At 61.7% G+C, this 26216-nt stretch carries 18 protein-coding genes and 1 tRNA gene; 10 read left to right on the top strand and 9 right to left on the bottom strand.

All coding sequences use genetic code 11. The features are described 5' to 3' along the window. Positions 1-11: 11 nt before the first annotated feature. Together AC0AII_RS02295 and AC0AII_RS02290 are read right to left on the bottom strand one after the other, a co-directional pair. A complete protein-coding gene (locus tag AC0AII_RS02295) occupies positions 12-692 on the bottom strand; it encodes a methionine ABC transporter permease (RefSeq protein WP_198200016.1) in 681 nt (226 codons plus the stop codon). Continuing rightward, positions 689-1741, bottom strand: a complete 1053-nt coding sequence (locus AC0AII_RS02290; protein WP_490445939.1) for a methionine ABC transporter ATP-binding protein — start codon at positions 1739-1741, stop codon at positions 689-691. The genes AC0AII_RS02295 and AC0AII_RS02290 overlap by 4 nt, the downstream gene beginning before the upstream one ends. 135 nt (positions 1742-1876) lie before the next feature. On the opposite strand from AC0AII_RS02290, the gene purT reads away from it, so the two are divergent. The 6 genes from purT to purD all read left to right on the top strand — a co-directional run bounded on the left by purT (position 1877) and on the right by purD (position 11781). Beyond that, positions 1877-3184 (top strand): formate-dependent phosphoribosylglycinamide formyltransferase, encoded by a 1308-nt coding sequence (gene purT, locus AC0AII_RS02285; protein WP_490445938.1) that lies wholly within the window; start codon positions 1877-1879, stop codon positions 3182-3184. Positions 3185-3261: 77 nt separating this feature from the next. After that, positions 3262-4014: a phosphoribosylaminoimidazolesuccinocarboxamide synthase gene (gene purC / locus AC0AII_RS02280; RefSeq protein ID WP_490445937.1), complete on the top strand. Its 753-nt coding sequence runs from the start codon at positions 3262-3264 to the stop codon at positions 4012-4014. A gap of 79 nt (positions 4015-4093) precedes the next feature. Beyond that, complete coding sequence (locus AC0AII_RS02275; RefSeq protein WP_490445936.1) at positions 4094-7873, top strand: phosphoribosylformylglycinamidine synthase; 3780 nt, start codon at positions 4094-4096, stop codon at positions 7871-7873. Positions 7874-7890: 17 nt separating this feature from the next. Continuing rightward, on the top strand, positions 7891-9396 hold the full coding sequence (gene purF / locus AC0AII_RS02270) for an amidophosphoribosyltransferase (RefSeq protein WP_490445935.1): 1506 nt from the start codon (positions 7891-7893) through the stop codon (positions 9394-9396). A gap of 45 nt (positions 9397-9441) precedes the next feature. Beyond that, entirely contained in the window at positions 9442-10494 is a 1053-nt protein-coding gene (gene purM / locus AC0AII_RS02265) for a phosphoribosylformylglycinamidine cyclo-ligase (RefSeq protein WP_490445934.1), read from the top strand. 15 nt (positions 10495-10509) lie between these two features. Further along, positions 10510-11781, top strand: a complete 1272-nt coding sequence (purD, locus tag AC0AII_RS02260) for a phosphoribosylamine--glycine ligase (protein WP_490445933.1) — start codon at positions 10510-10512, stop codon at positions 11779-11781. Here the strand turns inward: purD and AC0AII_RS02255 are convergent. Together AC0AII_RS02255 and AC0AII_RS02250 are read right to left on the bottom strand one after the other, a co-directional pair. Then, positions 11778-13955, bottom strand: coding sequence for an LTA synthase family protein (locus tag AC0AII_RS02255; RefSeq protein ID WP_490445932.1), 2178 nt, complete (start codon positions 13953-13955; stop codon positions 11778-11780). The genes purD and AC0AII_RS02255 overlap by 4 nt on opposite strands. A gap of 126 nt (positions 13956-14081) precedes the next feature. Beyond that, the gene (locus AC0AII_RS02250) at positions 14082-15002 is read right to left on the bottom strand and encodes a metal ABC transporter solute-binding protein, Zn/Mn family (RefSeq protein ID WP_490445931.1); all 921 of its coding nucleotides are present in this window, start codon (positions 15000-15002) and stop codon (positions 14082-14084) included. Positions 15003-15222: 220 nt separating this feature from the next. On the opposite strand from AC0AII_RS02250, the gene AC0AII_RS02245 reads away from it, so the two are divergent. Both AC0AII_RS02245 and AC0AII_RS02240 read left to right on the top strand, forming a co-directional pair. Beyond that, entirely contained in the window at positions 15223-16587 is a 1365-nt protein-coding gene (locus AC0AII_RS02245) for an alpha/beta hydrolase (protein ID WP_490445930.1), read from the top strand. A gap of 54 nt (positions 16588-16641) precedes the next feature. Then, positions 16642-19251, top strand: coding sequence for a bifunctional lysylphosphatidylglycerol flippase/synthetase MprF (locus tag AC0AII_RS02240; protein WP_490445929.1), 2610 nt, complete (start codon positions 16642-16644; stop codon positions 19249-19251). On the opposite strand, the gene AC0AII_RS02235 is transcribed toward AC0AII_RS02240, so the two are convergent. The 3 genes from AC0AII_RS02235 to purE all read right to left on the bottom strand — a co-directional run bounded on the left by AC0AII_RS02235 (position 19223) and on the right by purE (position 21392). After that, positions 19223-19666 carry a Fur family transcriptional regulator gene (locus AC0AII_RS02235; RefSeq protein ID WP_490445928.1) on the bottom strand — a complete coding sequence of 148 codons (444 nt, stop codon included), beginning with the start codon at positions 19664-19666 and terminating at the stop codon, positions 19223-19225. The genes AC0AII_RS02240 and AC0AII_RS02235 overlap by 29 nt on opposite strands. 69 nt (positions 19667-19735) lie before the next feature. Next, positions 19736-20902 carry a 5-(carboxyamino)imidazole ribonucleotide synthase gene (purK, locus tag AC0AII_RS02230; RefSeq protein ID WP_490445927.1) on the bottom strand — a complete coding sequence of 389 codons (1167 nt, stop codon included), beginning with the start codon at positions 20900-20902 and terminating at the stop codon, positions 19736-19738. Continuing rightward, positions 20886-21392, bottom strand: coding sequence for a 5-(carboxyamino)imidazole ribonucleotide mutase (gene purE / locus AC0AII_RS02225; RefSeq protein ID WP_144085170.1), 507 nt, complete (start codon positions 21390-21392; stop codon positions 20886-20888). Before purE ends, purK begins: the two co-directional genes overlap by 17 nt. Before the next feature lie 179 nt (positions 21393-21571). Here purE and AC0AII_RS02220 point away from each other — a divergent pair, with 179 nt between their 5' ends. Both AC0AII_RS02220 and AC0AII_RS02215 read left to right on the top strand, forming a co-directional pair. Continuing rightward, the gene (locus AC0AII_RS02220) at positions 21572-23467 is read left to right on the top strand and encodes a 1-deoxy-D-xylulose-5-phosphate synthase (RefSeq protein WP_490445926.1); all 1896 of its coding nucleotides are present in this window, start codon (positions 21572-21574) and stop codon (positions 23465-23467) included. 44 nt (positions 23468-23511) lie between these two features. Next, positions 23512-23588 (top strand) — tRNA-Arg (locus AC0AII_RS02215). 209 nt (positions 23589-23797) lie between these two features. Here AC0AII_RS02215 and AC0AII_RS02210 read toward each other — a convergent pair. Then, entirely contained in the window at positions 23798-24418 is a 621-nt protein-coding gene (locus AC0AII_RS02210; RefSeq protein WP_490445925.1) for an NUDIX hydrolase, read from the bottom strand. Positions 24419-24439: 21 nt separating this feature from the next. After that, entirely contained in the window at positions 24440-25990 is a 1551-nt protein-coding gene (locus AC0AII_RS02205) for a hypothetical protein (protein WP_490445924.1), read from the bottom strand. Positions 25991-26216: the final 226 nt, after the last annotated feature.

The following is a 26216-nucleotide window of genomic DNA, read 5'->3' as shown; positions in this document are numbered from 1 at the left end:
TCCCGGGTTGCTCAGTGTTCGACGACCTCGGCCAGAAGCCGGCCGAACAGTTCGATCAGGGCGATGAAAATGACCAGCACGATGATGGTGGCGATGGTCACGTCGTTCATGGACCGCTGGTAGCCCAGACGGATGGCAAAGTCACCCAGGCCGCCGCCGCCCACGATGCCCACGGTGGCGGTCTCGCCCACCAGACTGACGATGGTGATGGTGGTCACCCGAATGATGGAGGGGATGCCCTCACGCAGGTAGACATGCCAGATGATCTGCCAGGTGGTCATACCCATGGACTCCGCCGCCTCGACATACCCAGGATCCAGACCGGCAAGGGCCGACTCGATCTGTCGGGAGAAGAAGGGGGTAATGCCCACGACCAGGGGGAAGATCGCCCCCTTGGGCCCGATGGCCGTGCCCATGAGCATCCTGGTCACCGGCACCAGGGCCGCCGCCAGGATGATGAAGGGGATGGAGCGGAAGAGGTCGATCAGCTTGTCCAGGACGGTGAAGACCAGACCGTTGTGATGGATGCCGTCACGTCGGCTGATGATCAGCCCCACTCCGATGACCAGGGCTAGCAGGAAGGAGATCACCCCGGAGACGCCGACCATGACCAGGGTCTGAACCATGCTGCTGAAGAACTCCGGCAGCCGGCTCATGACGTTGGGGAACCAGGTGGTAAGCAGGGACGTCATGACTTGAGAACCTCGATTCCGATGTTGCGCGCGCGCAGGTATTCCATGGCCTGGCGGATATTGTCAGCGTCGCCGCCCATCCTGACCACCAGACCGCCCAGGGGCGCCCCCTCCACCACATCGATGTCGCCGAAGATGATGTTGACGTCCAGGTTGTAGCGACGGCTGATGGTGGAGACCAGGGCCTCGGAGACCTCCTTGGAGACATAGGACATGCGCATGAGGATCTGCCCGGGCTCCAGGGCCACCAGGGGCGAATCGGCGGCCATCAGATCCTTGACCTTGTCTAGGTTGGAGGTGGTGGCCACGAAGGATTTGGTCAGCTGGGCCTTGGGGTCTGCAAAGACATCGAAGACCCTGCCCTGCTCCACGATGACGCCTTGGTCGATGACCGCCACCCGGTTGCAGATCTGCCGGATGACCGACATCTCATGGGTGATCATGACCACGGTGATGCCCAGCTGGTCGTGCAGGTCACGCAGCAGCTGAAGAATGGAGCGCGTGGTGGTCGGATCCAGCGCGCTGGTGGCCTCGTCGCTGAGCAGGATATCCGGCTCATTGGCCAAGGCTCGGGCGATGGCCACGCGCTGCTGCTGGCCGCCGGAGAGCTCAGCGGGATAGTGGTCGGCCAGCTCGGTCAGCCCTACCAGTTCCAGAAGCTCCGACACCCGGGCCCGTCGAGATGCACGGTCGCGGCCGCTCCCCCGCAGAGGCAGGCCGACATTGTCGGCAACCGTCCTGGAGGGCATCAGGTTGAAGTGCTGGAAGATCATGCCGGTACGACGCCTCAGGTCCCTCAACTCAGCCGGTGACAGATCCTTGACCTCACGGCCGCGAACCTTGACGCTGCCCGAGTCGTAATCCTCCAGCCCGTTGATGCAGCGGACCAGAGTGGACTTGCCCGCCCCACTCAGTCCGATGATGCCAAAAATATCCCCAGTCTCGACGGTCAGATCGATGTCGGCCAGTGCCGTCTTGTCTTCGTCGTCGTCGCTGTGATAGGTCTTGGTCAGGTGCTCCATCCGCACCGCCGGTGTCCGCTCGCTCACGTTCCCGCCTTCCCTGGTCGACTGCATGACATGGTAATCGTCCCGGCGGCCAGCGGACAAGAAGGCCTCTATAGATGTCGCTTATAGGCATGTATCGATAAACCGCCTGCTTGGTCGATGGGTCGGTGGCAGAATATGGGTATGAGCGCATCCGGTCAGCAGCGGATTATCAACACCATCAATGCCGGGGAGCGACCGTTCGGCTCTCCTCTGGGGCCAAGACCTACACGAGTCCTTCTCCTAGGAGCCGGCGAACTCGGCCGCGAGATAGCCATCAGTCTGATGCGGCTGGGTGCCTGGGTTGGCGCGGCGGACTCCTACCCTGGCGCACCGGCCACCCAGGTGGCCCATGCGGGCTACCAAGTGAAAATGAGCGATCCCCAGGCTTTGGAGGACCTGATCGACAAGGTCCACCCCGATTTGATCGTGCCTGAAGTGGAGGCCATCGCCACAGACCGCCTGGTCGGTGCCGCGGCCCGGGGCATCCAGGTAGTGCCTGCCGCCCCCCTGGCGGCCATGTGCATGGATCGCAGGGCCCTGCGCGTCTTCGCCCACGAACAGGTAGGCCTGCCCACTACCCCCTACCGATTCGCCGACTCACCCGAAGAGCTGGCCAGTGCGGCGGACCAGGTGGGCTACCCCTGCATGGTCAAACCCTTGATGAGCTCCTCCGGACACGGACAGACCCTGGTGCGGAGCAAGGAGGGCTTGTCTCAAGCTTGGAATTCGGCACTGACCCAGGGCCGGGCAGCCACCAAGCACCAGGGCAAAGCCGAGGTCATTGTGGAGGCTCTGGCCCCCCTGGCCCATGAGCTGACTGTTCTGACCGTGGCCTCCTCGGCCGGCGTGGCCACCTGCACGCCCATCGGCCAGCGACAGGAGGACGGGGACTACCGGCTCTCCTGGCAACCGGCGGAGCTGAATCCCGACATCTTGCAGCAGGCCCGGAGCATGGCCACCCAGCTGGTTGAGGCCATGACCTCCCTGGCCCGCCAGACTGGCGAGACCGGTTGGGGAATCTATGGAGTGGAGATCTTCGTCCTGCGCGACGGGTCGCTGCTCTTTAATGAGGTGGCCCCGCGCCCCCATGACACCGGCATGGTGACCATGATCTCCCAACGCCTGACCGAGTTCGACCTTCACGCCCGGGCCATCCTGGGCATTCCCGTTCATCAGGAGGATCTGGCCCTGAATCTGCCGGAGGGCACCTGCGCGGTCAGCCGACCCATCCTGGTCAGGGGCCAGGGACCGGTCAGCTTCCAAGGCCTGCCGCAGGCCCTGGACCACCCAGGCACCGACCTGCGCATCTTCTCCAAGCCCGAAGTGCATGGCCTGCGCCGCATGGGCGTGGCCCTGGCCTTGGGGCCGGATCTGCAGACCGCCACCGAACGCGCTGAAGCCGTGGCCAGCGATCTGAAACCGCGGGTGGGCGCGGGGATGTAACCCGGGCTTGCTATGGTGGTCGTGTCCCAAGCAGTGCAGAAGTTTCCAATTCGCAACAAACTCGAGGAAGGCGAACAGTGGAAAAGTTGGGAATGCGCTATCAAGGCAAGGCCAAGAAACTGTACGAGACGGATGACCCGGACATACTCTGGGTTGAGTACACCGACCAGGCCACCGCGGGGAACGGGGCCAAGAAGGCCAATATCGAAGGCAAGGCCAGACTGAACAACAGGATCACCACGGTGATATTCTCCCTGCTGGCCCGTCGGGGCATCCCCAGCCACTTCATACGCAGCATCTCGGATACCGAACAGCTCAACCGCCGGCTGGACATGTTCCCGCTGGAGATCGTCATGCGCAACCGGGCCGCAGGCTCCTTCGCCCAGCGGTACGGGGTTGATGAAGGCACTGCCCTGAAGCAGCCGGTGCTGGAATTCTTCTACAAGTCCGATCCTCTGGATGATCCGTTTATCAACAGGGACGACATTCTGGCCCTGGGACTGGCCACTGAGCAGGATCTGGACATCATCGCCGCGAAGACCCGGGAAATCAACGGGGCCCTGACCAGCATCTTCCGCGCCATCAACGTGGAGCTGGTGGACTTCAAGATCGAAATGGGCAAGACCGGATCGGGCATCATCCTCCTCGGTGACGAGATCACCCCCGACACCTGCCGGCTCTGGGCCATCGGCAACAATCATGACGGCCAGGTCATCCACCTGGACAAGGACATCTTCCGCAGGGACCTAGGCAGCATCATTCCGGCTTATCAAACCATTCTGGATGGGCTGACCGAATTGGAGGAGCGCGAAAGCCAATCGAACAGCTGAATCGGTGGACCCGGAAGCGAGCATATCGCCTCCGGGTTTTTCATTGGTCCCCAACCAGTCCATCGCGAAAGGATCCATTGTGCTCTTCCGTGTCTATACCGAGAAAAAGCGGGGCTTCGACCAGGCCGCCGACAGGCTTGCCCAACAGCTGCGCACCCTGCCGGGCGTGCAAGGGCTGACCGGCCTGCGCATGTTCAACCGCTACGATCTGGAAGGCATCGACGAAGACCTCTTCAAACGCTGCCTGCCCACGGTCTTCACCCAGCCCCAGACCGACCTGGTGGCCACCCGGCTGGAGCAGGCCCTACGCATGAAGGGCGATAAGGATCTGCCACCACTGGACTCCCCCATGCTTTTCGCCGTGGCCCCCCTGCCCGGTCAGTTCGATCAGCGAGCCGACTCCGCGGCCCAGTGTGTCCAGCTGATCGGCCAGGGCGCCCGCCCCCTGGTGGCCACGGCCACTGTCTACCTGCTCCAAGGAGACCTGGATGCCGAGCAGATCGAGGCCATCCGCAATTACCTGGTCAACCCGGTCGACTCACGGGTGGTAGGGCTGGAGCAGCCCAAGACCCTGGCCATGCCTGATGACGATCCGGATCCAGTGCCCGTATTGGACGGGTTCCGCGATCTGAATGATCCTGAACTCGAAGCGCTGATTGACAAGCTGGACCTGGCCATGGATCTGCCGGATGTCCGCTTCTGCCAGGACCACTACCGCCAGGAAAAGCGGGATCCTACCCTGACCGAGCTCAAGGTGATCGACACCTACTGGTCCGACCACTGTCGGCACACCACCTTCAATACCAGGCTGGAGCGGATCGATGCAGACAACCCTCGAGTCCGGGCCACGCTGGAGCATTACCGGGCCATTCGCGCAGAGCTGGGCCGTCAGGACCAACCTGAATGCCTGATGGACATGGCCACCATCGGGGCCAAATACCTGCAGAAACGCGGGATCCTGAACGACATGGACCAGTCCGAGGAGGTCAACGCCTGCACTGTCCGGACCAAGGTCGACGTGGACGGCCAGGATGAAGACTGGCTCTTCCTCTTCAAAAATGAAACGCATAACCATCCCACCGAGATCGAGCCCTTCGGCGGTGCCGCCACCTGCATCGGCGGAGCCATCCGCGATCCACTCTCCGGAAGAGGCTACGTCTACCAGGCTATGAGGGTCAGCGGGGCAGCAGATCCCCGTCAGCCGCTGGATCAGACCCTGCCGGGCAAGCTGCCCCAGAGCCGGATCGTCCGTCAGGCGGCCGATGGCTACTCCTCCTACGGCAACCAGATAGGTCTGGCCACCGGGCAGGTTCGGGAGATCTACCACCCCGGCTATGCGGCCAAGCGGATGGAAGTGGGCGCTGTGGTGGCCGCCACCCCGGCTGACCATGTGATCCGCCGCCAGCCCGCACCCGGCGATCTGATCATCCTGGTGGGCGGAAGGACCGGCCGCGATGGAATCGGCGGCGCGACCGGAGCCTCCAAGTCCCAGAACGAAGAAAGTCTGGAACGCTGCGGAGCCGAGGTGCAGAAGGGCGATGCCCCTGAGGAGCGCAAGCTCCAGCGCCTCTTCCGTCGCCCGGAGGCAGCCAGGCTGATTGAGCGTTGCAACGACTTCGGAGCCGGCGGCGTTGCTGTGGCCGTAGGCGAGCTGGCGGACGGACTGGACGTGAACCTGGATCGGGTGCCGCTCAAGTACCAGGGGCTGGACGGGACTGAAATCGCCATTTCCGAGAGCCAGGAGCGCATGGCCGTGGCCCTGGCTGCCGAAGATGCGCCCGCCTTCATCGAGTACGCCCAGCAGGAGGACCTCGAGGCCACCGTCATCGCCGAGGTCACCGAAGAACCCCGGCTGCGGATGACCTGGCGATCAGAGACCATCGTGGACATCCCCCGATCCTTCCTGGCCTCCAACGGCGCCCCTCATAAGGCCGATGCCCAGGTGGCGGTCCCTGCTCCCTACCATGCCCCCTTTGAAGTCCAAGGCAGCCTGGACGCACGCATGAGGGCCCTGCTTACAGACATCAACGTCTGCTCCCAGCAGGGTCTGGCCGAACAGTTCGACTCCACCATCGGCGCAGGCACCGTCCTCATGCCCTTCGGCGGAGCCCGACAGCTGACACCGGCCCAGGCCATGGTGGCCAAGCTGCCGGTGGACGGACACACCACCACCGCCTCGGCCATGGCCTGGGGATTCAACCCCTGGATCAGCAGCCAGGACCCTTACACCGGCGCCTACCTGGCCGTGGTCGAGAGCCTGGCCAAGCTGGTGGCCTCTGGCTTCAGCCGTTCCCATGCCCACCTGAGTCTGCAGGAGTACTACCCCAAGCCCGGCGACAAACCCCGGCGATGGGGTCTGCCAGTGGCCGGCGTTCTAGGAGCCCTCCAGGCCCAGCTGGATCTTTCCGTGGGGGCCATAGGCGGCAAGGACTCCATGTCCGGCAGCTTCGAGGACCTGGATGTGCCGCCCACCCTGATCAGCTTCGCCGTGGCCTTGGGACAGGCCAAGGATGCTATCTCCCCCGAATTCAAGGCAGCGGACCGCCAGGTCTATCTCTTGGCGCCCGATTACCAGGAGGACGGATTGCTGCCCGATCCGGAGAGCCTGCGGACCGTCATGGACCAGGTGGAGACGATGATCAGCCAGGGCCTGGTGGATGCGGCAGCCGCTCCAGGCTACGGATGCCTGGCCCAATCCCTGATGGAGATGTGCCTGGGTAACAAGATCGGGTTGGATATGGCAGCAAACACTGCTATATCGGCGCTCTTCCGTCCCGCCTATGGAAGCTTCATCCTGGAGGCTTCTGGTCCGGAGCCCTTATTTATTCAGGATTCCGGCCTGCATTTGCACCTCCTTGGACACACCCGTGAGGATTACCGCCTGCGCTGCGGCAGCGAGGATCTGGACCTGGCCGAACTCGAGGAGATCCGTGCCAGGGGCCTGGAATCAATCTTCCCATACCGAGGCCACGGCGACCCGGTGCCGACCATTGGCCGCACCGACCGTGAGCCCAGCAGGCCTGCTGCGCGCAGATCCAAGGGGACTTCCAAGACCGCACACCCTAGGGTGGTCATGCCCGTCTTCCCGGGAACCAACTGCGAGTTCGACTCCGCCCGGGCCTTCCGGGATGCTGGAGCCCAGGTGGATACCGTGGTCATCCGCAATCTGAACGCCGAAGACGTGACCGAGAGCTCCCGCCGTCTGGCCCGGGCCATCCGCAGCAGCCAGATACTGATGCTGCCCGGAGGCTTCTCCGGCGGCGATGAACCCGACGGTTCGGCCAAATTGGTGGCATCCTTCCTGCGTTCGAACCAGGTTGCCGATGCCCTCCAGGAGCTTTTGCAGGACCGGGACGGGCTGGTTTTGGGCGTCTGCAACGGCTTCCAGGCGCTGATCAAACTGGGCCTGGTTCCCTATGGCAAAATCGTCACCGGCTCGCCCGAGGATCCCACCCTGGCCGTCAACGCCATCGGCCGCCATCAGAGCCGTCTGGTCCACACCCGGATCAGCTCCACACGCTCTCCCTGGCTGAGCGCCTGCCGGGTGGGCGATATCCACACCATGCCCATTAGCCATGGCGAAGGGCGGTTCGTGGCCGAGCCCGGCCTCCTGCGCACCCTGATCGACCGAGGACAGGTGGCCGCCCAGTATGTAGATGAGCAGGGCCGTCCCTCCATGGATCCGTTGGTCAACCCCAATGGATCCGAGATGGCCGTCGAGGCCATCACCAGCCCGGACGGCCGGGTGCTGGGCAAGATGGGCCACACGGAGCGCAGCGGCCCCGACCTGTACCTCAATGTGCCCGGAAAACGTACGCAGCCGCTCTTCCAATCAGGAGTGGACTACTTTGCCGCCTAGGGGAAAGGACGTAGACCATGTCGTTGGAGCTTGAAGGCATCCACGAGGAGTGCGGGATCTTCGGGGTCTGGGGACACCCCGATGCTGCCCGAATGACCTACTTCGGCCTGCACGCCCTGCAGCACCGCGGCCAGGAGGGTGCCGGCATCGTTTCCAACGACCAGGGGCACCTGATCGGACGGCGGGGCCTGGGCCTGCTCACTCAGGTCTTCCCGGACGAGTCCAGCCTGGCGCCGCTGACCGGAAACCGGGCCATCGGCCATGTACGCTACGCCACGACCGGTTCAGGATCCATCGAGAATATCCAGCCCTTCGTCTTCCGCTTCCATGACGGTGACATAGCCCTGGCCCACAACGGCAACCTGACTAACTGCACCAGCCTCAAGGCGCAGCTGGAGGATCAGGGGGCCATCTTCCATTCCAACTCCGACACTGAGGTGCTCATGCACCTGATCCGGCGCAGCCCTGAAAAGGACTTCATGGCGGCGCTCAAGCAGGCCCTGCGCCAGGTTCATGGCGGCTTCGCCTACCTGCTCATGACCAAGGACGCCATGATTGGAGCCATGGACCCCAACGGCTTCCGCCCCCTCTCCCTGGGCCAGCTGCCAGGAGGGGCCTATGTCCTGGCCTCGGAGACCTGCGCCTTGGATCTGGTCGGCGCCACGCTGGTCCGGGACATCGGCCCCGGCGAAATCGTCCGGGTGGATGACTCAGGCTACAGCATCGAGCGCTATACCGATCAGACCTGCCTGTCCATATGCTCCATGGAGTTCATCTACTTCGCCAGGCCCGACTCCAATATTTACGGGGTCAATGTCCACTCGGCCCGCAAGCGGATGGGGGCCAGGCTGGCCCGTGAGGCCCCGGTGGACGCCGACATGGTCATCGGGGTGCCCAACTCCTCCCTGTCAGCAGCTTCCGGATATGCTGAGGCGGCCGGGCTGCCCAACGAGATGGGGCTGATCAAGAACCAGTATGTAGCACGCACCTTCATTCAGCCCAGCCAGGCCATGCGCGAACAGGGTGTCAGAATGAAACTAGCGGCTGTACGCGGCGTTGTAGCCGGCAAACGGGTGGTGGTCATCGATGATTCCATTGTCCGGGGCACCACCTCGCGCAGAATCGTCCGTCTGCTTCGGGAGGCTGGGGCCAGCGAGGTGCACATGCGCATCGCCTCCCCGCCCCTGCGCTATCCCTGCTACTACGGCATCGACATCCAACGGACCTCCGAGCTGATTGCCGCCAAGAAGTCCGTGGAGCAGATCAGGGAAGCCATCGAGGCCGATTCCCTGGCCTATCTGAGTCTGGACGGTCTGGTGGATTCCATCGGCCTGGGTCGTGATGCACCCTACCAGGGGCTCTGCGTGGCCTACTTCAACGGAGACTACCCCACACGGCTTGACGACTACGAGCAGGGCTTCCTGGCCTCGCTGACCCCAGAGGACCGGGCCCGGCTGGAAGCCTCCAGGGGATCCTACGGGCTTGACATGCCTGCGGGGTCGGGGCAGGAAGCCAGCCAATGAGCACTAGCGGAAAGCAGAACAGCCAGAGCAGAGAAAGGGGCATCCATGCCGAAGGCATATGAGCAGGCTGGGGTATCGGTGGAGGCCGGATACGAATTGATCGACAGGATCCGCTCCCACACGGCCAGGACCCGCAGGCCGGGCGCCGGCGACATCGGCGGCTTCGGCGGCGACTTCGACCTGTCTGCGCTCAATTACCGCCACCCGGTCCTGGTCTCGGGCACTGACGGCGTGGGCACCAAGCTGTTGGTGGCCCGGGAAGCCGGCCGCCATGACACCATCGGCCAGGACTGCGTGGCCATGTGCGTCAATGACATCATCGCCCAGGGGGCCGAGCCGCTGATTTTCCTGGACTACATCGCCTGCGGACACAACGACCCGGCTCTGCTGGAGCAGGTGGTCAAGGGCGTGGCCGACGGCTGCGTCCAGGCCGGGGCCGCCCTGGTAGGCGGGGAGACCGCTGAGATGCCCGACATGTACCAGCCCGACGAGTACGACCTGGCTGGATTCACCGTGGGTGTGGTCGAGCGGGAGTCCCTGGTGGACGGTTCGGCCATCAGAGAAGGCGACCAGCTGATCGGCCTGCCCTCCTCAGGCGTCCACTCCAACGGCTTCTCGCTGATCCGACAGGTCCTGCTGGACCAGGGAGGCATGAAGCTGGAGGATCGGCCCTACCAGCTTGGCGGACGGACTCTGGGAGAGGAACTGTTGACCCCCACCCGCATCTATGTCAAGGCCCTGCGCCCGCTCTTCGCCTCCGGCCTGCTCAGGGGCGCCGCCCACATCACCGGCGGCGGCTTCGTGGAAAAAGTGCCCAGGATCCTGCCCGAGGGGCTGGCTGCCAGCTTCGACCTGAATGCCTGGAAGGTGCCGCCCATCTTCACAATGATCGAAGAGATGGGCAGGGTCGACCATCTGGAGATGTACAACATCTTCAACATGGGCATTGGGATGGTTCTGGTGGTTTCTCCTGACCAGCTGGACCAGGCCCGCGCAGTCCTGGATGAGGAGCAGGAGCCCTACGCCCTGATCGGACGGGTGACGGGTGCTCAAAACGGCCAGCAGGTCATCCTCAATGAAAACGGTCGTCAGCAATAGCGAGAGGAGCCCATCATGGCGGACAAGGTACTGGTCATAGGATCGGGAGCCAGGGAGCACGTCATCGCCACCACCCTGCTGTCTGGGCCAGGAGTGGATCATGTCTGGTGCGCCCCGGGCAACCCCGGCATGGAGCCGGACGGCATCAGCCTGCTGCAGGTGGATTCCTCGCAGCCTGAACAACTGATCGCTGCTATACACGAGCTGGGGATCGACTGGGTCTTCGTCGGACCCGAAGCCCCGCTGACCGCTGGGCTGGTAGACGACCTGCAGGTTGCCGGCATCCCCGCCTTTGGTCCTACCAAGGCTGCGGCCCGCATCGAAGGATCCAAAGGCTTTGCCAAGGATCTGATGCGCAGGCATGGGATCCCTACCGCCGACTATGAGGTCTTCCACGACCTGGAGACCGCCAAGGCCTATGTGCGCTCGCACGGGGCGCCGGTAGTCATCAAGGCTGACGGGCTGGCAGCCGGCAAGGGCGTGACGGTGGCCGCCGACCTTGACCAGGCCATGCAGGCCCTGGATGCCATCTTCATCGATCATAAGTTCGGGCAGGCTGGAGCCCAGGTGGTCATCGAGGATCGGCTGGTGGGCCAGGAGTGCTCGCTCATGTGCTTCGTCAGAGGCGAGCAGTTCTGGCCCATGCCCCTATCCCAGGATCACAAGCCCGCCTATGACGAGGATCGTGGTCCCAACACCGGCGGCATGGGGGCCTACTCCCCTCTGCCGCAGTTCGGCCCGGAACTGACCCAAAAGGCCCTGGATACTATCGTGGCACCCACCGTCCGTGCCCTGGTTCAGGAAGGCAGCCCCTTCACCGGAGTCCTCTACACAGGATTGATGGTCACCGACCAAGGCCCTCAGGTCATCGAATTCAATGCGCGACTGGGGGACCCGGAGACCGAGGTGGTGCTGCCTGCGCTGACCAGCGACCTGGGCGCGGCCATCCGCACGCTGATGGAGGGCGGAGAGCCGCAGTTCACCTGGGACGACTCCCACAGCCGCTTGGGGGTGGTTCTGGCAGCCCAGGGCTATCCCGGCAATCCCAAGACCGGGGTGCCCGTGCCGCTGATCGCCCCGGAGCAGGATCTCAGAGCCTACTACGCCGGAGTGTCCGGCTCGGCTTCCACTGGTCTGACGTCCTCCTCAGGAAGGACAGCCCTGGTCGTGGCCCAAGGCAACGACCTGGCCCAGGCAGCCCGTCGGGTCTATGACCGGCTGGACGGATTGACGATGCCCGGACTCTTCTATCGACACGACATCGGCCACCGCGGACTGGAAGCCTAGTTGGCCGAACTGGTCGAGCTCTCCCGGTCCTTGTCCCGGTTCTGCTCTTCCTGACGGACTTGCTCCTTGGCCTGCTCTTTGGCCTGGCGCTTCTTTTCAGCCTTCTGCCGGACAGCGTCGGAGCGGCGGGTGGGCGTGGCAGTGAAGCCGGTCCCCTGCAGGTAGTGCTTGCCGGCCATGATGTCGTACTGGATCAGCTTGTAGTCATTCAGGAGCTGCCGGGTGGCCTTGTCGAAGTCTCGGGCATCCATGGGCTGACCCTGAGCATTCAGATAGTTGGTCTGCCCTGCCGGTATTCTGTTCCAGTCCTGGATCTGGTTGGCCACCGGAGGCTCGATAGCGCTGATCTTGTCGTGTAGCTCGGTCAGGAAGGCCGTAAAGGGCGAGACCTTGGCATCCATGTGCTCGGCCGCCTGGGCCTGGAAGAAGTTGGGCGAGGAATAGGCACTGTTGCTTACCTGCGTTCCCGAAGCATCCGAGGCCTTGTTAGACCAGATAAAGTAATCGGTCAGATGCAGGGCCAGAGAGTTGCGCTCGTCCCAGCTCGCCGTGCCATAGATGCCAGGCAGGTGATCCCCGTAGAAGACCACGGTGACCGGCTTGCTTTGGGAATCGAGGCTGTTCAGGAAATCGGCTGTAGCCTGATCGCTCAGGCTGACCCCCTTGGCGTAGGTGCGTATGGATTGCATCTCATCGTCGCCCAGGGGCCTGTTGGGGTCGGATGAGCTGACTGAGAAGCCGTTGTCGTCATACCAGTCGTTGTAGGGCATGTGATTCTGCATGGTGATGACCTCGACGAACTGGTTGCCCCTGTCGTCGCTCATCTGCTCCAAGGCGGATTCGTAGGCGGAGCGATCCCCCACATACTGGCTGCGGTCGATGCGGTCCTGGTGGGCTATCTGGTCAGGGCCAGTCAGCGAGTAGAAGTGCGAGAAGCCGAACTTCTTGTAGTTCTCGGCCCTGGAATACATGGAGGACTCATAAGGGTGGAAGGCCAGGGACCTGGATGGCGTCCCCCAAGCCTGATTGACCGTGGGTATCCAGTTCAGGTGAGGGATGACCTGCTGATAGGGGGAGGTCAGCGAGGGATCGAAGTTGGCCATGGATAGGCCGGTCATGGCCTGGAACTCCAGATTGGCCGTGCCCCCGCCGTAGCCGGAGGAGAGCATGAGCCCGCTGGTGGTCCCCCCCTTGATGGATCTGATATGAGGCATGGGGTCCTGGTTGAGCGCGACGCCCGGCACCCGTGTGGGATCCGAGAACGACTCGGAGAGGATGTAGACCAGGCTCGACTCATTCATATAGGCCTTGCGGTCATGGTTGATGCGGTCCGCGGAAAGCTGGTATCGATGGGCAAGAGACTGCATGGTGGCACGACTGTATCCTGCCGGCTGGTCCATGACCTTGGGCCGCAGCTGCCGGGAGAATGACACGAAGACCCCGTTGCGCTGGGCGTCATAGACCGAGTCCCACATGGAGGGTATGTCGCCCATGAACTGCGAGAAACGATAGGCGGGACTGCCATACGTGCCCACAGTAGACATGAAGACCGCCACCACCAGAACCGGAACCAGGACCCCTGCCGTACGCAGCCCGGCGCCCAAAGGCTTGTTGCCAGTAGCCACCGGACGGCCACGACGGGCATCCATCCGTGTCAGCACCCAGCACAGCGCTCCGAGGACGATCAGGGCCACAACACCCAGCCCGATCATGATCAGGGACCGGGCCGGCAGGAAGGAGACCAGGTTGGCCGCATCAGCATGGAGGAAATCCAGATCCGAGGGCAAGATGGCCTCATACCGTGCACGCACCTTGAAGCGTTCAATGACCGCAATGACCGCACAGATGGCCAGAATCAGGCCTGATGCCGCCCAGAAGCGATTGGTCAGGTAGGTCAGAGCCAGGTAGACCAGGCCCACAGCCAGCATGTTGAGCACCAGGACGAACCGACGCTGGGTCCACATGGCCGAGATGAAGCCCCAGAATCCGATCAGCGGGTTGGACAGCTCGACGCGGGAGCTGTTCAGTGAGACCCCCCACTGCAGAATGCCCACCGACAGGAAGTCAATCAGGATGAAGGCGAGCAGGTAGACCCACCCGCGTACCCGAAGACGTCCGGTCATGTTCTGCATCCAGGATGTCCACCGGCCGGGCTGACGCTTACGATCCTTCACCGCATACTCCTGACTTTGGCGATTGGGCCCGCTGGGCCTTTACCGATACCTGTGCCATTGTTCCCATCAAGGACGACAAGCCCCACGAAAACACCCCTTAGCGAACATCAAGCGCAAGCGGACTCATCAGGCCTTGGCGCCCGGCACCTGCTGGACCAGGGCGCTGATCCAATCCTCCAGGTTCCGGTACTTATCGGGGCGCTGCTCGCTGACCTCGAACACCGGCACATGCGCCTTGCCGGCCTCAGCAGCCAGCTCCTTGGAGGTTCGAGTGACTTCTTGGGTATTGAGGACCAGCATGTCCAAGCGTCCGGATGCCAGCAAATGACGGAAGGCCACCAGGTCCTCAGGCGAGGGCTCGCTCTCGTTGGCGGCCGCCCGCAGGTACCCCTCGGGGGTCAGATCCTCCATGCCCAGATCATGGCAAAGGTAGTAGGCAGCCGATTCCGTGGCCGCGTAGCGCCGTCCCTGGGTGTGCTTGCGCGCATCGGCAATCTGATCGTCCAACCGGGCCTGCCGACCCTGCCAGTCCCGGTAGGCCTTGTCGAAGCCAGCCGCTCGGTCTGGACGCAGCTGCCGGTAGGCCTCATGCACGGCCTTGGCGGCTGCCCCCCTGCCCTGGGAGGAAAACCAGAGATGGGGGTTGTCGCCGGTCTTGCGCCCTGCCGCCTTGGATACGTCCACCAGTTTGGCCTGTCCGGTTTCCGCGGCCTTGGCAGCCCAGTCGTCGATGCCGGCCCCGTTGACGATGACCAGATCTGCACGACTGATCCGGGCGATGTCCGCCGTCGTCGGCTCATAGTCGTGGGCATCAGTCGAGGTGTTGCTCAGAATGGTATCCACCCGGGCCTGGTCGCCGCCCAGGTCCACGGCCAGGGACTGCCATTGGTTGATGCTGGCCACCACCTGCAGAGGGCCGGATCCCGTGGACGACGAGGACGATTCGCTCTTTCCGCAACCTGTCAGACAGATCAGCAGGGTCAGTCCGGCCAGGAGGGCGGCGACCAAGGTGCGGGTCCGGCGGAGGCGTGGGCTGCTGGCATGCATGAATGGGGGGTTCCTTCCTAGCGGCAGCATGGGACAGACCTGTCGTCAGGCTCGCCGACCGTTACTGAGATTGATTATCAATAAATCTACCATAGACGAACCCATGACCGGAATCTGAAGATGCGGTCTTGGCAAGCATGAATGACTGCTCAAATGGCTGCCATGCGACCGGACACTCCCTATACTGAACTGCGGATGTATTTTGGCTGGAAGGAATGGCATGGGTGCATGGCTGGCAAAGGTCCATCTGACCCAGGGGTGGCTGCCTGCGTCAATATTTTCGCTGACAGCCCTGGCCCTGATCGTGCTGACGCTGACCGGGCTGACGCACGGACGCTGGCGGATCCTGCTTCGCCAAGTGGCCATTGCCCTAGGCATTGGAGGCCTGGGGCTGTTGGCCACCTGGCTGGTCTCCGATGTCTTTATGCTCTTCGGTGTCTCCCTGGGCTGGATGGTCATCATCAGCGTGGCCCTGGGATTCCTGGCAGTGGGGTTTGCCGTCTGCATCCTGATCACTGCACGGGGCTGGCGCCGGATCCTGGCTGCCCTGACCGTCCTGCTTTGCCTGCTGTCCACCGGGCTTCGAGTGGATATCATCTACGGGGAGTTCACCACGCTGGGATCCCTGTTCAGCGTCTCCCTCTACCCCGACTACAGAGACCATAAGGCAGCCAGACCGGCCATGAGCGTGGCACAGTGGCGATCCTTGGCCTTACGGGGCGAACTGCCCTCGCATCCCAGTGTCGGCCGCTCCTACAGCATGCGCATCCCCAACAGCCGCTCCCAATTCGCAGCACGGCCAGCTGATATCTACCTGCCGCCTGCCGCCCTGAGCGACAAACCGCCCGCGCTGCCTGTGTTCGTGCTTCTGGCCGGCCAGCCCGGAAGCCCCGACCGGCTCTTCACCGCCGGAGCCATTCCAGCCATGATGGATGCCTACGCCGCCCAGCACGACGGCCTGGCACCAGTGGTGGTCTCCCCCGACCAGAACGGTGCATCCTCTCACAACAGCCTATGCGTGGACTCCCCCGTCTACGGGAAGGCTGAAACCTACCTGAGCAGTGACGTGCCCGCCTGGATCCGCGCTGAACTGCCCGTCGCCAGCCAGCCCCGGCAATGGGCCATCGGCGGATTCTCCCAGGGCGGGACCTGCTCCACCCAGCTCGGAGCACGGCATCCAGACGTCTATGGAAGCATGCTCCCGGCTGATGGGGAGCTGGAACCGACCCAAGGTCGGCAGGAACAGATGATCCGCGACTACTTCGGCGGCGACCGAAAGCGCTTCCTGGCCCAGGTTCCTGCCAGGGCCATGCTGGAGCGGGCGCCATCCCGCCAGCTTCTGTTCACCGCAGCCGGGTCCAACGATAAAGAGTCCCAGCACAATATGATGGTCATCGCCAAGGCCGCCAACCAGGCGGGCATGAAGGTGCGGGCCGTCATCACCCAGGGGTCGGGCCATGACTGGCATACCGTCAAGACCGCTTGGAAACCCGGGCTGGAGTGGGTGGGCGAAGCCATGGGACTAGGGCCTATGTCCCAACCAATTGAAGATTTCCCGAACATTACCGAAACACACATCGGCTGAACCGCCGACAGGTCAGAGCGTCCAAACCGATAAGCAGAAAGAGCCGCCGCAATCATGGAGACAACACATAAGGGATCCAGGCTGATGGAGCCTTCGGCCAAGACCGTGCTTCTGCGGGACCTGACCAGATGGGTCAGACGTCACGCTCTTGCACTGGCTTTCAGCCTTGCACTGGTCCTGCTCAACCTGATCAGCTGGCTGCTGATCTGGCTGCTGCGCATCCCCGGCAGGACACGGCTGGGCATGCCGTTGTCCGACCTGATCCTTCACCAGGTTCCGCATCCGGTCCACAGCCAGGGCCGCCCCTCGCTTCTGGTCCAGTTCGGTCGGCTGCTGATATCCTTGGTCATCACCCCTGGCCCCCTGCAACTGGCCATAGATGTGGTCCTGGTCCTGGTCATGCTGTGCATCGCCGAGACCCGACTGAGTCGCAGGCGCACCGTGCTGGCTGCAGTCATCAGCACGATAGGCGGCGTGGCTGTCGGGCTGATCATCTGCACCCTGATCAATGCACTCCAAGACCATTGGGCCTGGTTCATCCGAGTGCCCATGACGCTCAGCCCCATCATCCTGGTGGTCGGATCCCTGATGGCCTCCATCCCCTTCAGCGACTTCCTCTGGCGACGCAGGATCGCCACCATAGGCTACACGGCCTTGATACTGATGGTGCTGTATACCGGCAATCCTGGTTACTATTGCGCCCTGGCTGCAGCCCTGATCGGCCATCTGACCGGCCACCTCTGGCACGGACCGGTCCAGGACGCCAATCCGCATGGCCGCAGCGGCTCCTATGAGACCCGCCACCTGCTGGGGGCCATCTCCACGGTTCTGGCTCTCGGCCCTCTGGTCACCGTTTCCTCCAGGATTCGCGCAGGATTCTTCACTCCGCTGGGCATGTTCCTGGGTTCGGACCCCGGCGGCAGCGCTGCCCTGTCCCGCTGCCTGGCCGAGAACAACCAGGCCAGCTGCTACGCCCAGTACGGTCTGGTCGCCGGCCGAGCGCCCACCGGCGTCTCGTCCCTGATCATGCCCACCTTGGTACTGCTGGTGGTGGCCTGGGGCATCTACCATGGCCGCCGGGTTGCCGCTGTCACCGGTCTGGTGCTCAACACCCTGACCATCGTCCTGGCCGTGCTCTATTTCCTGGTCTTCCCCCTGACCATCGGCGACGGCCTGTCTCGGGTCATCCACCACGGAGCCCTGCCCTCCCTGCTGATCATCACCCTGCCGCCGCTGATTCTCAACTGGTTCCTGGCACGCAACCTGCGCATCTTCCTAGTGCGAACCAAGACCTCGCGTCTACAGGTGGGCTGGGCAGCCATTGTCCTGGCCTTTCTGGCCACAGCCATGGGCTATCTGGCCTTCACTGCCGCAAGCCCTGGATCGTTCCACCCCTGGCCCACCACCGGCAGGGCACTCTCCCAGCTGCCCGAACTCTACCTGCCCAATGGAGTGGCCTCACGCTTCCGCCCAGCCCTGACACCGCGCACGCCCACGGGTATGATCGTCAGCCATGGGGTTGGACTGATCTTCTGGCTGGTGGTCCTGGTGGTTCTGCTCTCCTGGATGCGCAGCTCGGTCATCCAGAACGGCAACGAGCGCCAGGAGGCCGATCGGCTGGTCGAGTACGGGGGCGAGAGCATGTCCTTCATGACCACTTGGGAGGGCAACAGCTACTGGTTCTCTGACAGCGGCCGCTCAGCCATTGCCTACCGGCTCCTGCACGGCATAGCCCTGACTACCACTGGCCCATTCGGCGACCCTGACGAGTATGCGGACGATCTGGACGAATTCACCCGTTTCTGCAACGCCCATTCCTGGTCACCGGTCTTCTACAGCGTCCACAAGCCTCAGCGCGATCTGCTTGCCTCCCATGGTTGGTCCACCCTGACAGTCGGTTCGGAGATGGTGGTCACCCCCAGTCTTTGGCAGACCAAGGGCAAGAAGTGGCAGGACATTCGCACAGCCATCAACAAGGCCAAGCGCGACAAGATCACCGACGTGCTGACCACATTCAACGATGCTTCATGGGATGTCCAATCGCAGATCGTGGACATCTCCGAGCAGTGGGCCGAGCTCAAGGCGCTGCCTGAGATGAAGTTCACCCTGGGCGGTCTGGATGAGCTGAGGGACCCGCGCATGGCCATCCTCTACGCCGTGGACGACCAAGGCAAGGTGTTGGCCGTGACCAGCTGGATGCCCACCTACCGCCAGGGCCAGGTAATTGGATGGACCCTGGACTTCATGCGGCACAGGACCGACAGTCCCAATGGGATCATGGAGTTCCTGATAGCGCGGATGGCCGAGCGGCTGCGCGACCAGGGCACGGCGGAATTCATGAGCCTATCGGCCGCTCCCCTGGCCGGCATGGACAGCAGCGAAGACGATGGGGACGATCAGAGCGAAGATCGGACTGCCTTCCTGCAGCACGCCCTGCATCTGGTGGCCGACCTGATGGAGCCGGCCTATGGCTTCCGCTCGCTCTTCTTCTTTAAGAAGAAGTTCCAGCCCAGCGAGCACCCGGTCTATATCTGCTATCCCGACCCGGCTCAGCTGGCTCAGATCGGACTGGCTGTAGTCCAGGCCTACCTGCCCAATCTCAAGGCTTCTCAGGCCTGGGATGCCATCAAGACCATCATGCCCAAGGGCCGGGAGGATCACTGACGTCTGCCTGAACGGAGCGGTCTCGACAGCTGCTGCACAGCCCGTAGACCTCCAAGGTGTGCGAGGAGACGGTAAAGCCATGCTCAGACGCCACGGCCTTCAGCCAGCCATCATCAGGCGGGCTGATCTCCACGGTCCTGCCGCAGCGTTCGCAGACCAGATGATGATGGTGCTTCCGTTGGGCCAGGCAGACCCGGTAGAGGCGGATGCCTCCATGCTCAATGCAGTCCAGGCTGCCGGACATATGCAGGGAACCCAACTGACGATAGACCGTGGCCAAGCCGATTCGTTGGCCTGAATCCCGAAGAAGCCTGTGCAGCTCCTTGGCTGAGACGAAGTCGTTCTGGGCCTGAAGAACCTTCCAGATGGCGTTCTTCTGCCGCGTCCGGCGACTGACGGATGAGCCAGCGTTCATGATGAGACACACTCCTTGGGCTCCACCAAGCCTACATCCGGATTGCCAGGGCAGATGTGAGGATTCGGTTCAGTCCAGGTCGGACCAACAGCCTGTGGCCTCCAGATCCTGGGCAGTACGCTCAGGATCGTCGGTCAGCACCGTCAGATGCCCCATCTTGCGGTCGGTGCGCACTTCGGCCTTGCCGTAATCATGCAGGAACCATTCAGGGTGCTCACCCAGCAGCCTTCTTACCGGAGCCACATGCTGGCCCAGAACGTTGACCATGACCGCCGGGCTGAGCAGGCGAGGGTCAGGCAGGGGCCACCCAGCGATGCCCCGGACGTGGGCATCGAACTGGTCCATGGCACAGGCCTCGATAGTGTAATGACCGGAGTTATGAGGGCGCGGGGCCAACTCGTTGACCACCAGACCGCCGTCGGGCATGACAAAGAGCTCAAGGGCCAAGGTCCCGGCCAGCTTGAAGCCGCCGGCCAAAGTCAAGGCCATGTCACGCGCCCGGTCAGCCATCTCAGGCTCGACCTTTGCCGGCGCCAGAGTCATGTGCAGGATGTTGTGACGATGCTCGTTGCGCACCATGGGGAAGGTCACATAATCCTTCCCGTTGCCTGAAACCAGTATGGAGGCCTCGAAGGCGAAGTCCACGAACCCCTCCAGCACGGAGGACGGGAAGTCACGGCCTTCCATCCGTCCTTTCAGGGCCTGCAGATCCTCCTTGGTGCGCAGGACTGCCTGCCCGTGGCCGTCATAGCCGCCGGTTCGCGTCTTGAGCACAGCGGGCATTCCCAGCTCTTTTAGGGCTGCGTCAAGCTGGTCAAGACTGTCAACCTGCCTCCAAGGGGCGGTATCGATGCCATGGCGGTTGATGAAGGTCTTCTCGTGGACCCGGTCCTGGGTGACCCTGAGCAGGTCGGTCCCCTGGGGGATGGCCACACGGTCCCTCACCTGATCCAGTGCGTCGGCATCCACGTTCTCGAATTCGTAGGTGAGCACATCGCTGCGTTCGGCAAGCCGCTTGAGGGCATCCAAGTCCCCATAGTCGGCTGTCTCCTGGAAGTCGGCCACCTGGGCCGCGGGAGCATCGGGCGTGGGGTCCAGCACACCGATGCGGAACCCGTGGTAGCGGGCGCTCAGGGCCATCATCCGTCCCAGCTGGCCGCCGCCCACGATCCCGATGACTGACCCCGGCTCCAAATGATCGATTCTTCCCTTGGTCTCCTCAGACAAGCTGGGCATTGGACGCCTCCACGGATCGGGCCAGCTCGGCACGGTAGTCATCCAGGGCCTGAGCCAGCCTTGGATCGTTGATGGAAAGAATCGAAGCCGCCAACAGGCCGGCGTTGGTAGCCCCGGACGCCCCAATAGCCGTGGTCGCCACAGGAATGCCGGCGGGCATCTGCACGATGGACAGGAGTGAATCAACCCCGCTCAGGGCGTGAGATTTCACTGGCACCCCGATGACCGGCAGCGTGGTCTGAGCCGCCACCATGCCCGGCAGATGGGCAGCTCCTCCAGCCCCGGCGATGATGACCCCTATGCCCTGGCTCCGGGCCTGATGCGCGAACTCCGCCATGCGCCCAGGTGTGCGATGGGCGGAGATGACCTCCTTGGTATAGACGATAGCGAACCGGTCCAGCATCCGACAGGCTTCCTTCATCGTCTCCCAGTCGCTCGATGATCCCATGATCACTGCGACGCGTGCCCCTTCATGTGTATTGTCAGCCATTGGCCCTCCAATGTTCATGCACATCCGATACTACGCAAGGCCGGGGAGAAGCCGATTAATCGTGACGGTCCTATGAATGTAAGGGCCGGGCCTGGTGAACATCGGGCTTTCAACGGTTCCAAACCCCCTTCCCAGACCTAGAATCATTGGATTGCATTACAGAAACCGACAGGAGGGTTATGGGCAAGCTTCTGGACAGCATCGACTCCCCACAGGATCTGAAGGTTCTCTCCTTGGAAGAGCTGAATCGACTAGCCGACGAGATCCGTCAGCTGCTGATCCGCTTTTGTCGACGTCACGGCGGCCACCTGGGCTCCAACCTGGCCACCATCGAGCCCATCATCGCCCTGCACTATGTCTTCGACATGCCTCATGATCATCTGATCTTCGATGTCTCCCATCAGGCCTACACCCACAAGATTCTGACCGGTCGGCGCCGGGCCTATACAGATCCTGAGTCACAGGAGGATCTGTCTGGATTCACCTCGCCCAAGGAGAGCCCCTACGACGACTTCATGCTGGGGCACACCGGCACCTCCATCGGCCTGGCCTGCGGGATGGCCGCCCAGCGGGATGCGACCGGCGGCAAGGCCAACATCATCGCCTTCATCGGTGACGGCTCCCTGAGCAGCGGACCGGCCTTCGAGGGGATGGACTGGGCTGCAGAACAGGGCGGCAACCTGATCATCGTGGTCAATGACAACGAAATGTCCATCGCCGAAAACCACGGAGGGCTTTACAAGAGTCTGGCGGCCCTGCGTGCCAGCGGGGGACACAGCTCAAACAATCCCTTCCGCGCCCTTGGATTGGACTACCGCTACGTGGAGGAGGGCAACCACATTGAGGACCTGATCAAGGCCTTCCGCCAGGTCAAAGACACCGACCATCCGGTGGTGGTTCATATCCATACCCGCAAGGGACTGGGACTGGGCCAGGGCAGCCAAGGACAGATAGGATCGACTTCGATGGCCCAGAGCGATGGGCAAACAGCTCATATGACTTCCCTGCCGGATTTGCCCGCCGAGGGTCCGGTGGAGGCCAACCACTGGCAGGACGGCTTGGACTCCCTTAACCGTCTGCCCAACTCACGAAAGACCTACGGAAGAATGGCCATGCAGGCCCTGGAGGCCAGGTTCTCTCAAGAGCCTGGTCTGACGGTCATCTCCCCCGCTACACCGCTGTCCAACGGCATCGATCCCGACTTCCGCCAGCGGGCCGGCAACCACTACCGGGACGTGGGCATCGCCGAATCCCACGCGATAGCCTATGCCGCTGGCATCGCCAAGGCCGGAGGTACTCCCGTGATCGCCACCTCAGCTACCTTCTTCCAGAGGGCCTACGACCAGATCGAGCAGGAGATGGCCTTGAACGGCAGTGCGGTGACCCTGCTGGTTTTCTCCACCGGCATCGCCAAAACCGATGCCACACATTCCGGCACGGCCGACATGGTCATGATGCGAGGCATCCCCGGACTGACCTGCCTGGCCCCGACCAACGGATCCGAGTTTCTGGACATGCTGGCCTGGGCTACTGGCCCGGCCCGGCAGCCTGTGGTCATCAGGGTGCCCGGCGAGCGCACGCTGGCTGCAGAACGCGCGGGCAAGCCGATAGCGGGGTCTCCAGATTCCTCGAAGACCGATGCCGAATGCAGATCGGACGATGCTCCCTGGGATCGCTATCGCATCCTGCAAGGGGGCAGAACAGTAGCCCTGCTGGCTCTCGGCGATGCCCTGCCGCTGGGCCGCGACCTTGCTGATTCTTTGGAGAGGTTCACAGGGGTGCAACCCACACTGGTGGATCCTCATCGCTATGACCGTTTGGATGAGCAGACCTTGGATGACCTGGCCAGCACCCACTCCCTGGTGGTCACCATCGAGGACGGCCAGCTGGACGGCGGCTGGGGACAGGCCGTGGCAGCCTACTACGGACCGAGCCAGGTTCGCACCCTGACCTTCGGAGCGGCCAAGGAGTTCAATGACCGGATTCCCCAGGCCACCCTGCTGGAAAGGTATGGTATGACCGTTCCCGCAATGACGCAAACCATATCTGATGCCCTTGGCGACCAGGCTTCATAGATCTGACCCGCCGGTGGACCCAGGCGGGTACAATGAAAGGGTTTGGCCCCGTAGCTCAGCTGGATAGAGCAACTGACTTCTAATCTGTAGGTCGAGAGTTCGAATCTCTCCGGGGTCACCAATAGCCCTCCCTGCTCCTCTAACAAAAGCAGGGAGACAAACAAACTCATATCTTCTAAAAAATGAGGAAGAAAATAATGAGTAAGACGATTCGCAGTAGTTGACGACTGCCGACAACGGTTCACTCATTGGTGGCAATTGTCATATCAAGCACGCAATTAATCCGAGCTCTGCGCAGCAGACCGCAAATATACAAATCACACTACAGACTCATTGCCTTTGCTTATCAATCTCTCGTATTGAGAATGCAGATATGGTAGGCCCATCAATCAGTCGTCCATCACAGATCATATTGGCAATATCAGCTGACCGCAGCCATTGGAAATCCTCTAGTTCCCAATCACCGCCTTGTTTGAGGCTATCGAGCATAGGAATAGATGGAACGTCATCAAGCCGTATTTCCATCACTCGCACGTCGTCTTGAAGCACCCCGGCATCGGCATGAAGCCTGTGCAACTGACGGACGGCGTCAGGCTGAGCCCGCAATCCAGTCTCTTCATGCAATTCGCGAATGGCTGTGGTCTGGGGATTCTCGCCTTGCTCCCCCATGCCTCGCGGAAATTCCCACAGCCAGTCTTCTACAGCGACCCGCCAGTGGCGCGCTATCAGGTAGAAATCCTCTCCCCCTCGTTCTACGACTGTCACGCAAATCACGCCTGGTTGACCCTGTTTGACAGATGCCACGTGCAAGGTCATACCTGCACCTGTGTCCCTCACTTTGACATCCACAGCAGTCACGGTAAAGTCAGCTCCCCCCGCTTCCTCGAAGACTTTTCTACGCCTTATTTCCTGTAAAGGACTACCGGGCCTCAGCTCATCAGCTTTTTTCACAGTCACCTTCCTGGTCAATAATTACCGTTGAGCAAATACCATAGTTTGTGTTGCCGTATGCTGGTCGTGCATCCACTCCACCATTGTCAGCAACTCGGGAAATACTTCAATGAACCAGGCCGCAATCAATATCAGGATAATGGACATTGATCCTGAAAAAATAACCTTGTCACAGATAACAGATATGGATGCGAGAATCAGGGTCACAATGAACTGTTTGATGATTCTTGAGTTGTCCTGCTTTCGATCAAGCTGCGATGCAAACTTCTGCACACAATAGGCAATGTTGCGAATATGCCGCTGCTGGTCAGAGTCCGGAGCGTTCGGTCGACAATTACGCCACTGTTGGATCGCGTCTCTTGACTGATAACAGAACTGCACAAAACACGAGGAAGGCATATGCCCCAACAATTCTGTGACTTTGCCCGACAGCATCAATGAGCGCCCGCCTGTCCGGCCAGCAAAGCGCTCATACGAATTCGGTTTGCTTTGTACAGCCATAAGGCAACAGCCCAGATAATCCGCCATTGCTAAGCGGTAGACGAACTGGTACCAGTCTACCAGCGTTTGCTGGTCGCATTCCATGGTCCTACTGCAATCAGCCCTACCTACCGGCAAAGCCGACTGCCTGATAAGCGCAAAGGCCTTGGATCGTCTCGGCTCATGACTTATCTTGTCCAAAACACTCCGGAATGCGGTCTTTTCTTCCTCGTTCGCCTTGGAAGCAGAACACCAGGAACGCAGGCAATCGGCGTTTTCACTGACAACAGGAAGAAAGGCATCATTGAAGCTGCGGACGATGCCGCAATTCGACTCGGTTTGAGAACGTTGTTGCTCATACCTAATGAGACCCTTCCGTTCCGCATCTATCCATTCCTGCCAGCGCTGAGCCAGCAATCGGCAGGTACCATCAGACGGGTCTTGCTGGCAGTATGCAGCATACAAGCAAGCGATCCTCTGAGCTATCGACCGATGATCGCCTGCATGCCCATTCAAGACAGCTCTAGCCTGTGGTGCAAATTGTTGACTTTCTTCAGAAGTGACGGTCTTTTGTAAAACTTGATACTCCAGCGGACGCAGCGTACCTATATCCGTCAAGTCAACCACCTCTCCTTCAGCCGAAAGTTGCTGCTGATTATCAGGCGGCACTGTAGTGAACCGCAACAAACATTGCTCCAAGGTCGGTTGTCTGCCGGATACGGTGAGGAAAGGCTTTTCATAACCATTTTGTCCCAGAAGGTCAAGAACTACATCAGGACCAAATGCCAGAAAATAGATACCATCAAAGAGCTCCGCGTCAGTGACAAGAACCTGAGGACTATAAAGGAATGCCGTTCTGAGAATGCCGGCAAATCGTTCAAGAAACTCTGGATGCTGCTGAATGGTTCTCTCGCAGATGCTTACGCCGTCATAACCCTCTGACCAGAACTTCGAGTTCACCTCTGGAACGCGCTTTTGCTCGCACTTTAGATTGTGGTTGCATAGATGCCTGACCCGATTCCAATCGCTCAGCTGTTCCTCTGAATCGAAGTTGGTCAGCATGATGGCATATGAACATCCGCTCTGACTCATATCTATATGCTAGACCTCGTGTTTGCCTGCTTGTCTAGCACATTCCCCCTAAAACCGACGGCGCCAGTGGTCCGGCCCAAGTTTAGCCTTGGCAGCTTCAGGTCCGACATGTCAGCGGACCGGGCAGATCGAACAAGTTGAAGGTTACGGCAGCCATCCTGGCTTTTTTCTTGGACTGCTTCGGCATACAGAACTTTTATCTTTTGGTAAGACCAGGCATGGGGTC

It is taken from the genome of Bifidobacterium sp. VU/mBH4 (B4), from assembly GCF_058199535.1.
Note: the sequence above shows the minus strand (reverse complement) of the source record. Positions and strands in the feature narration are given on the sequence as shown.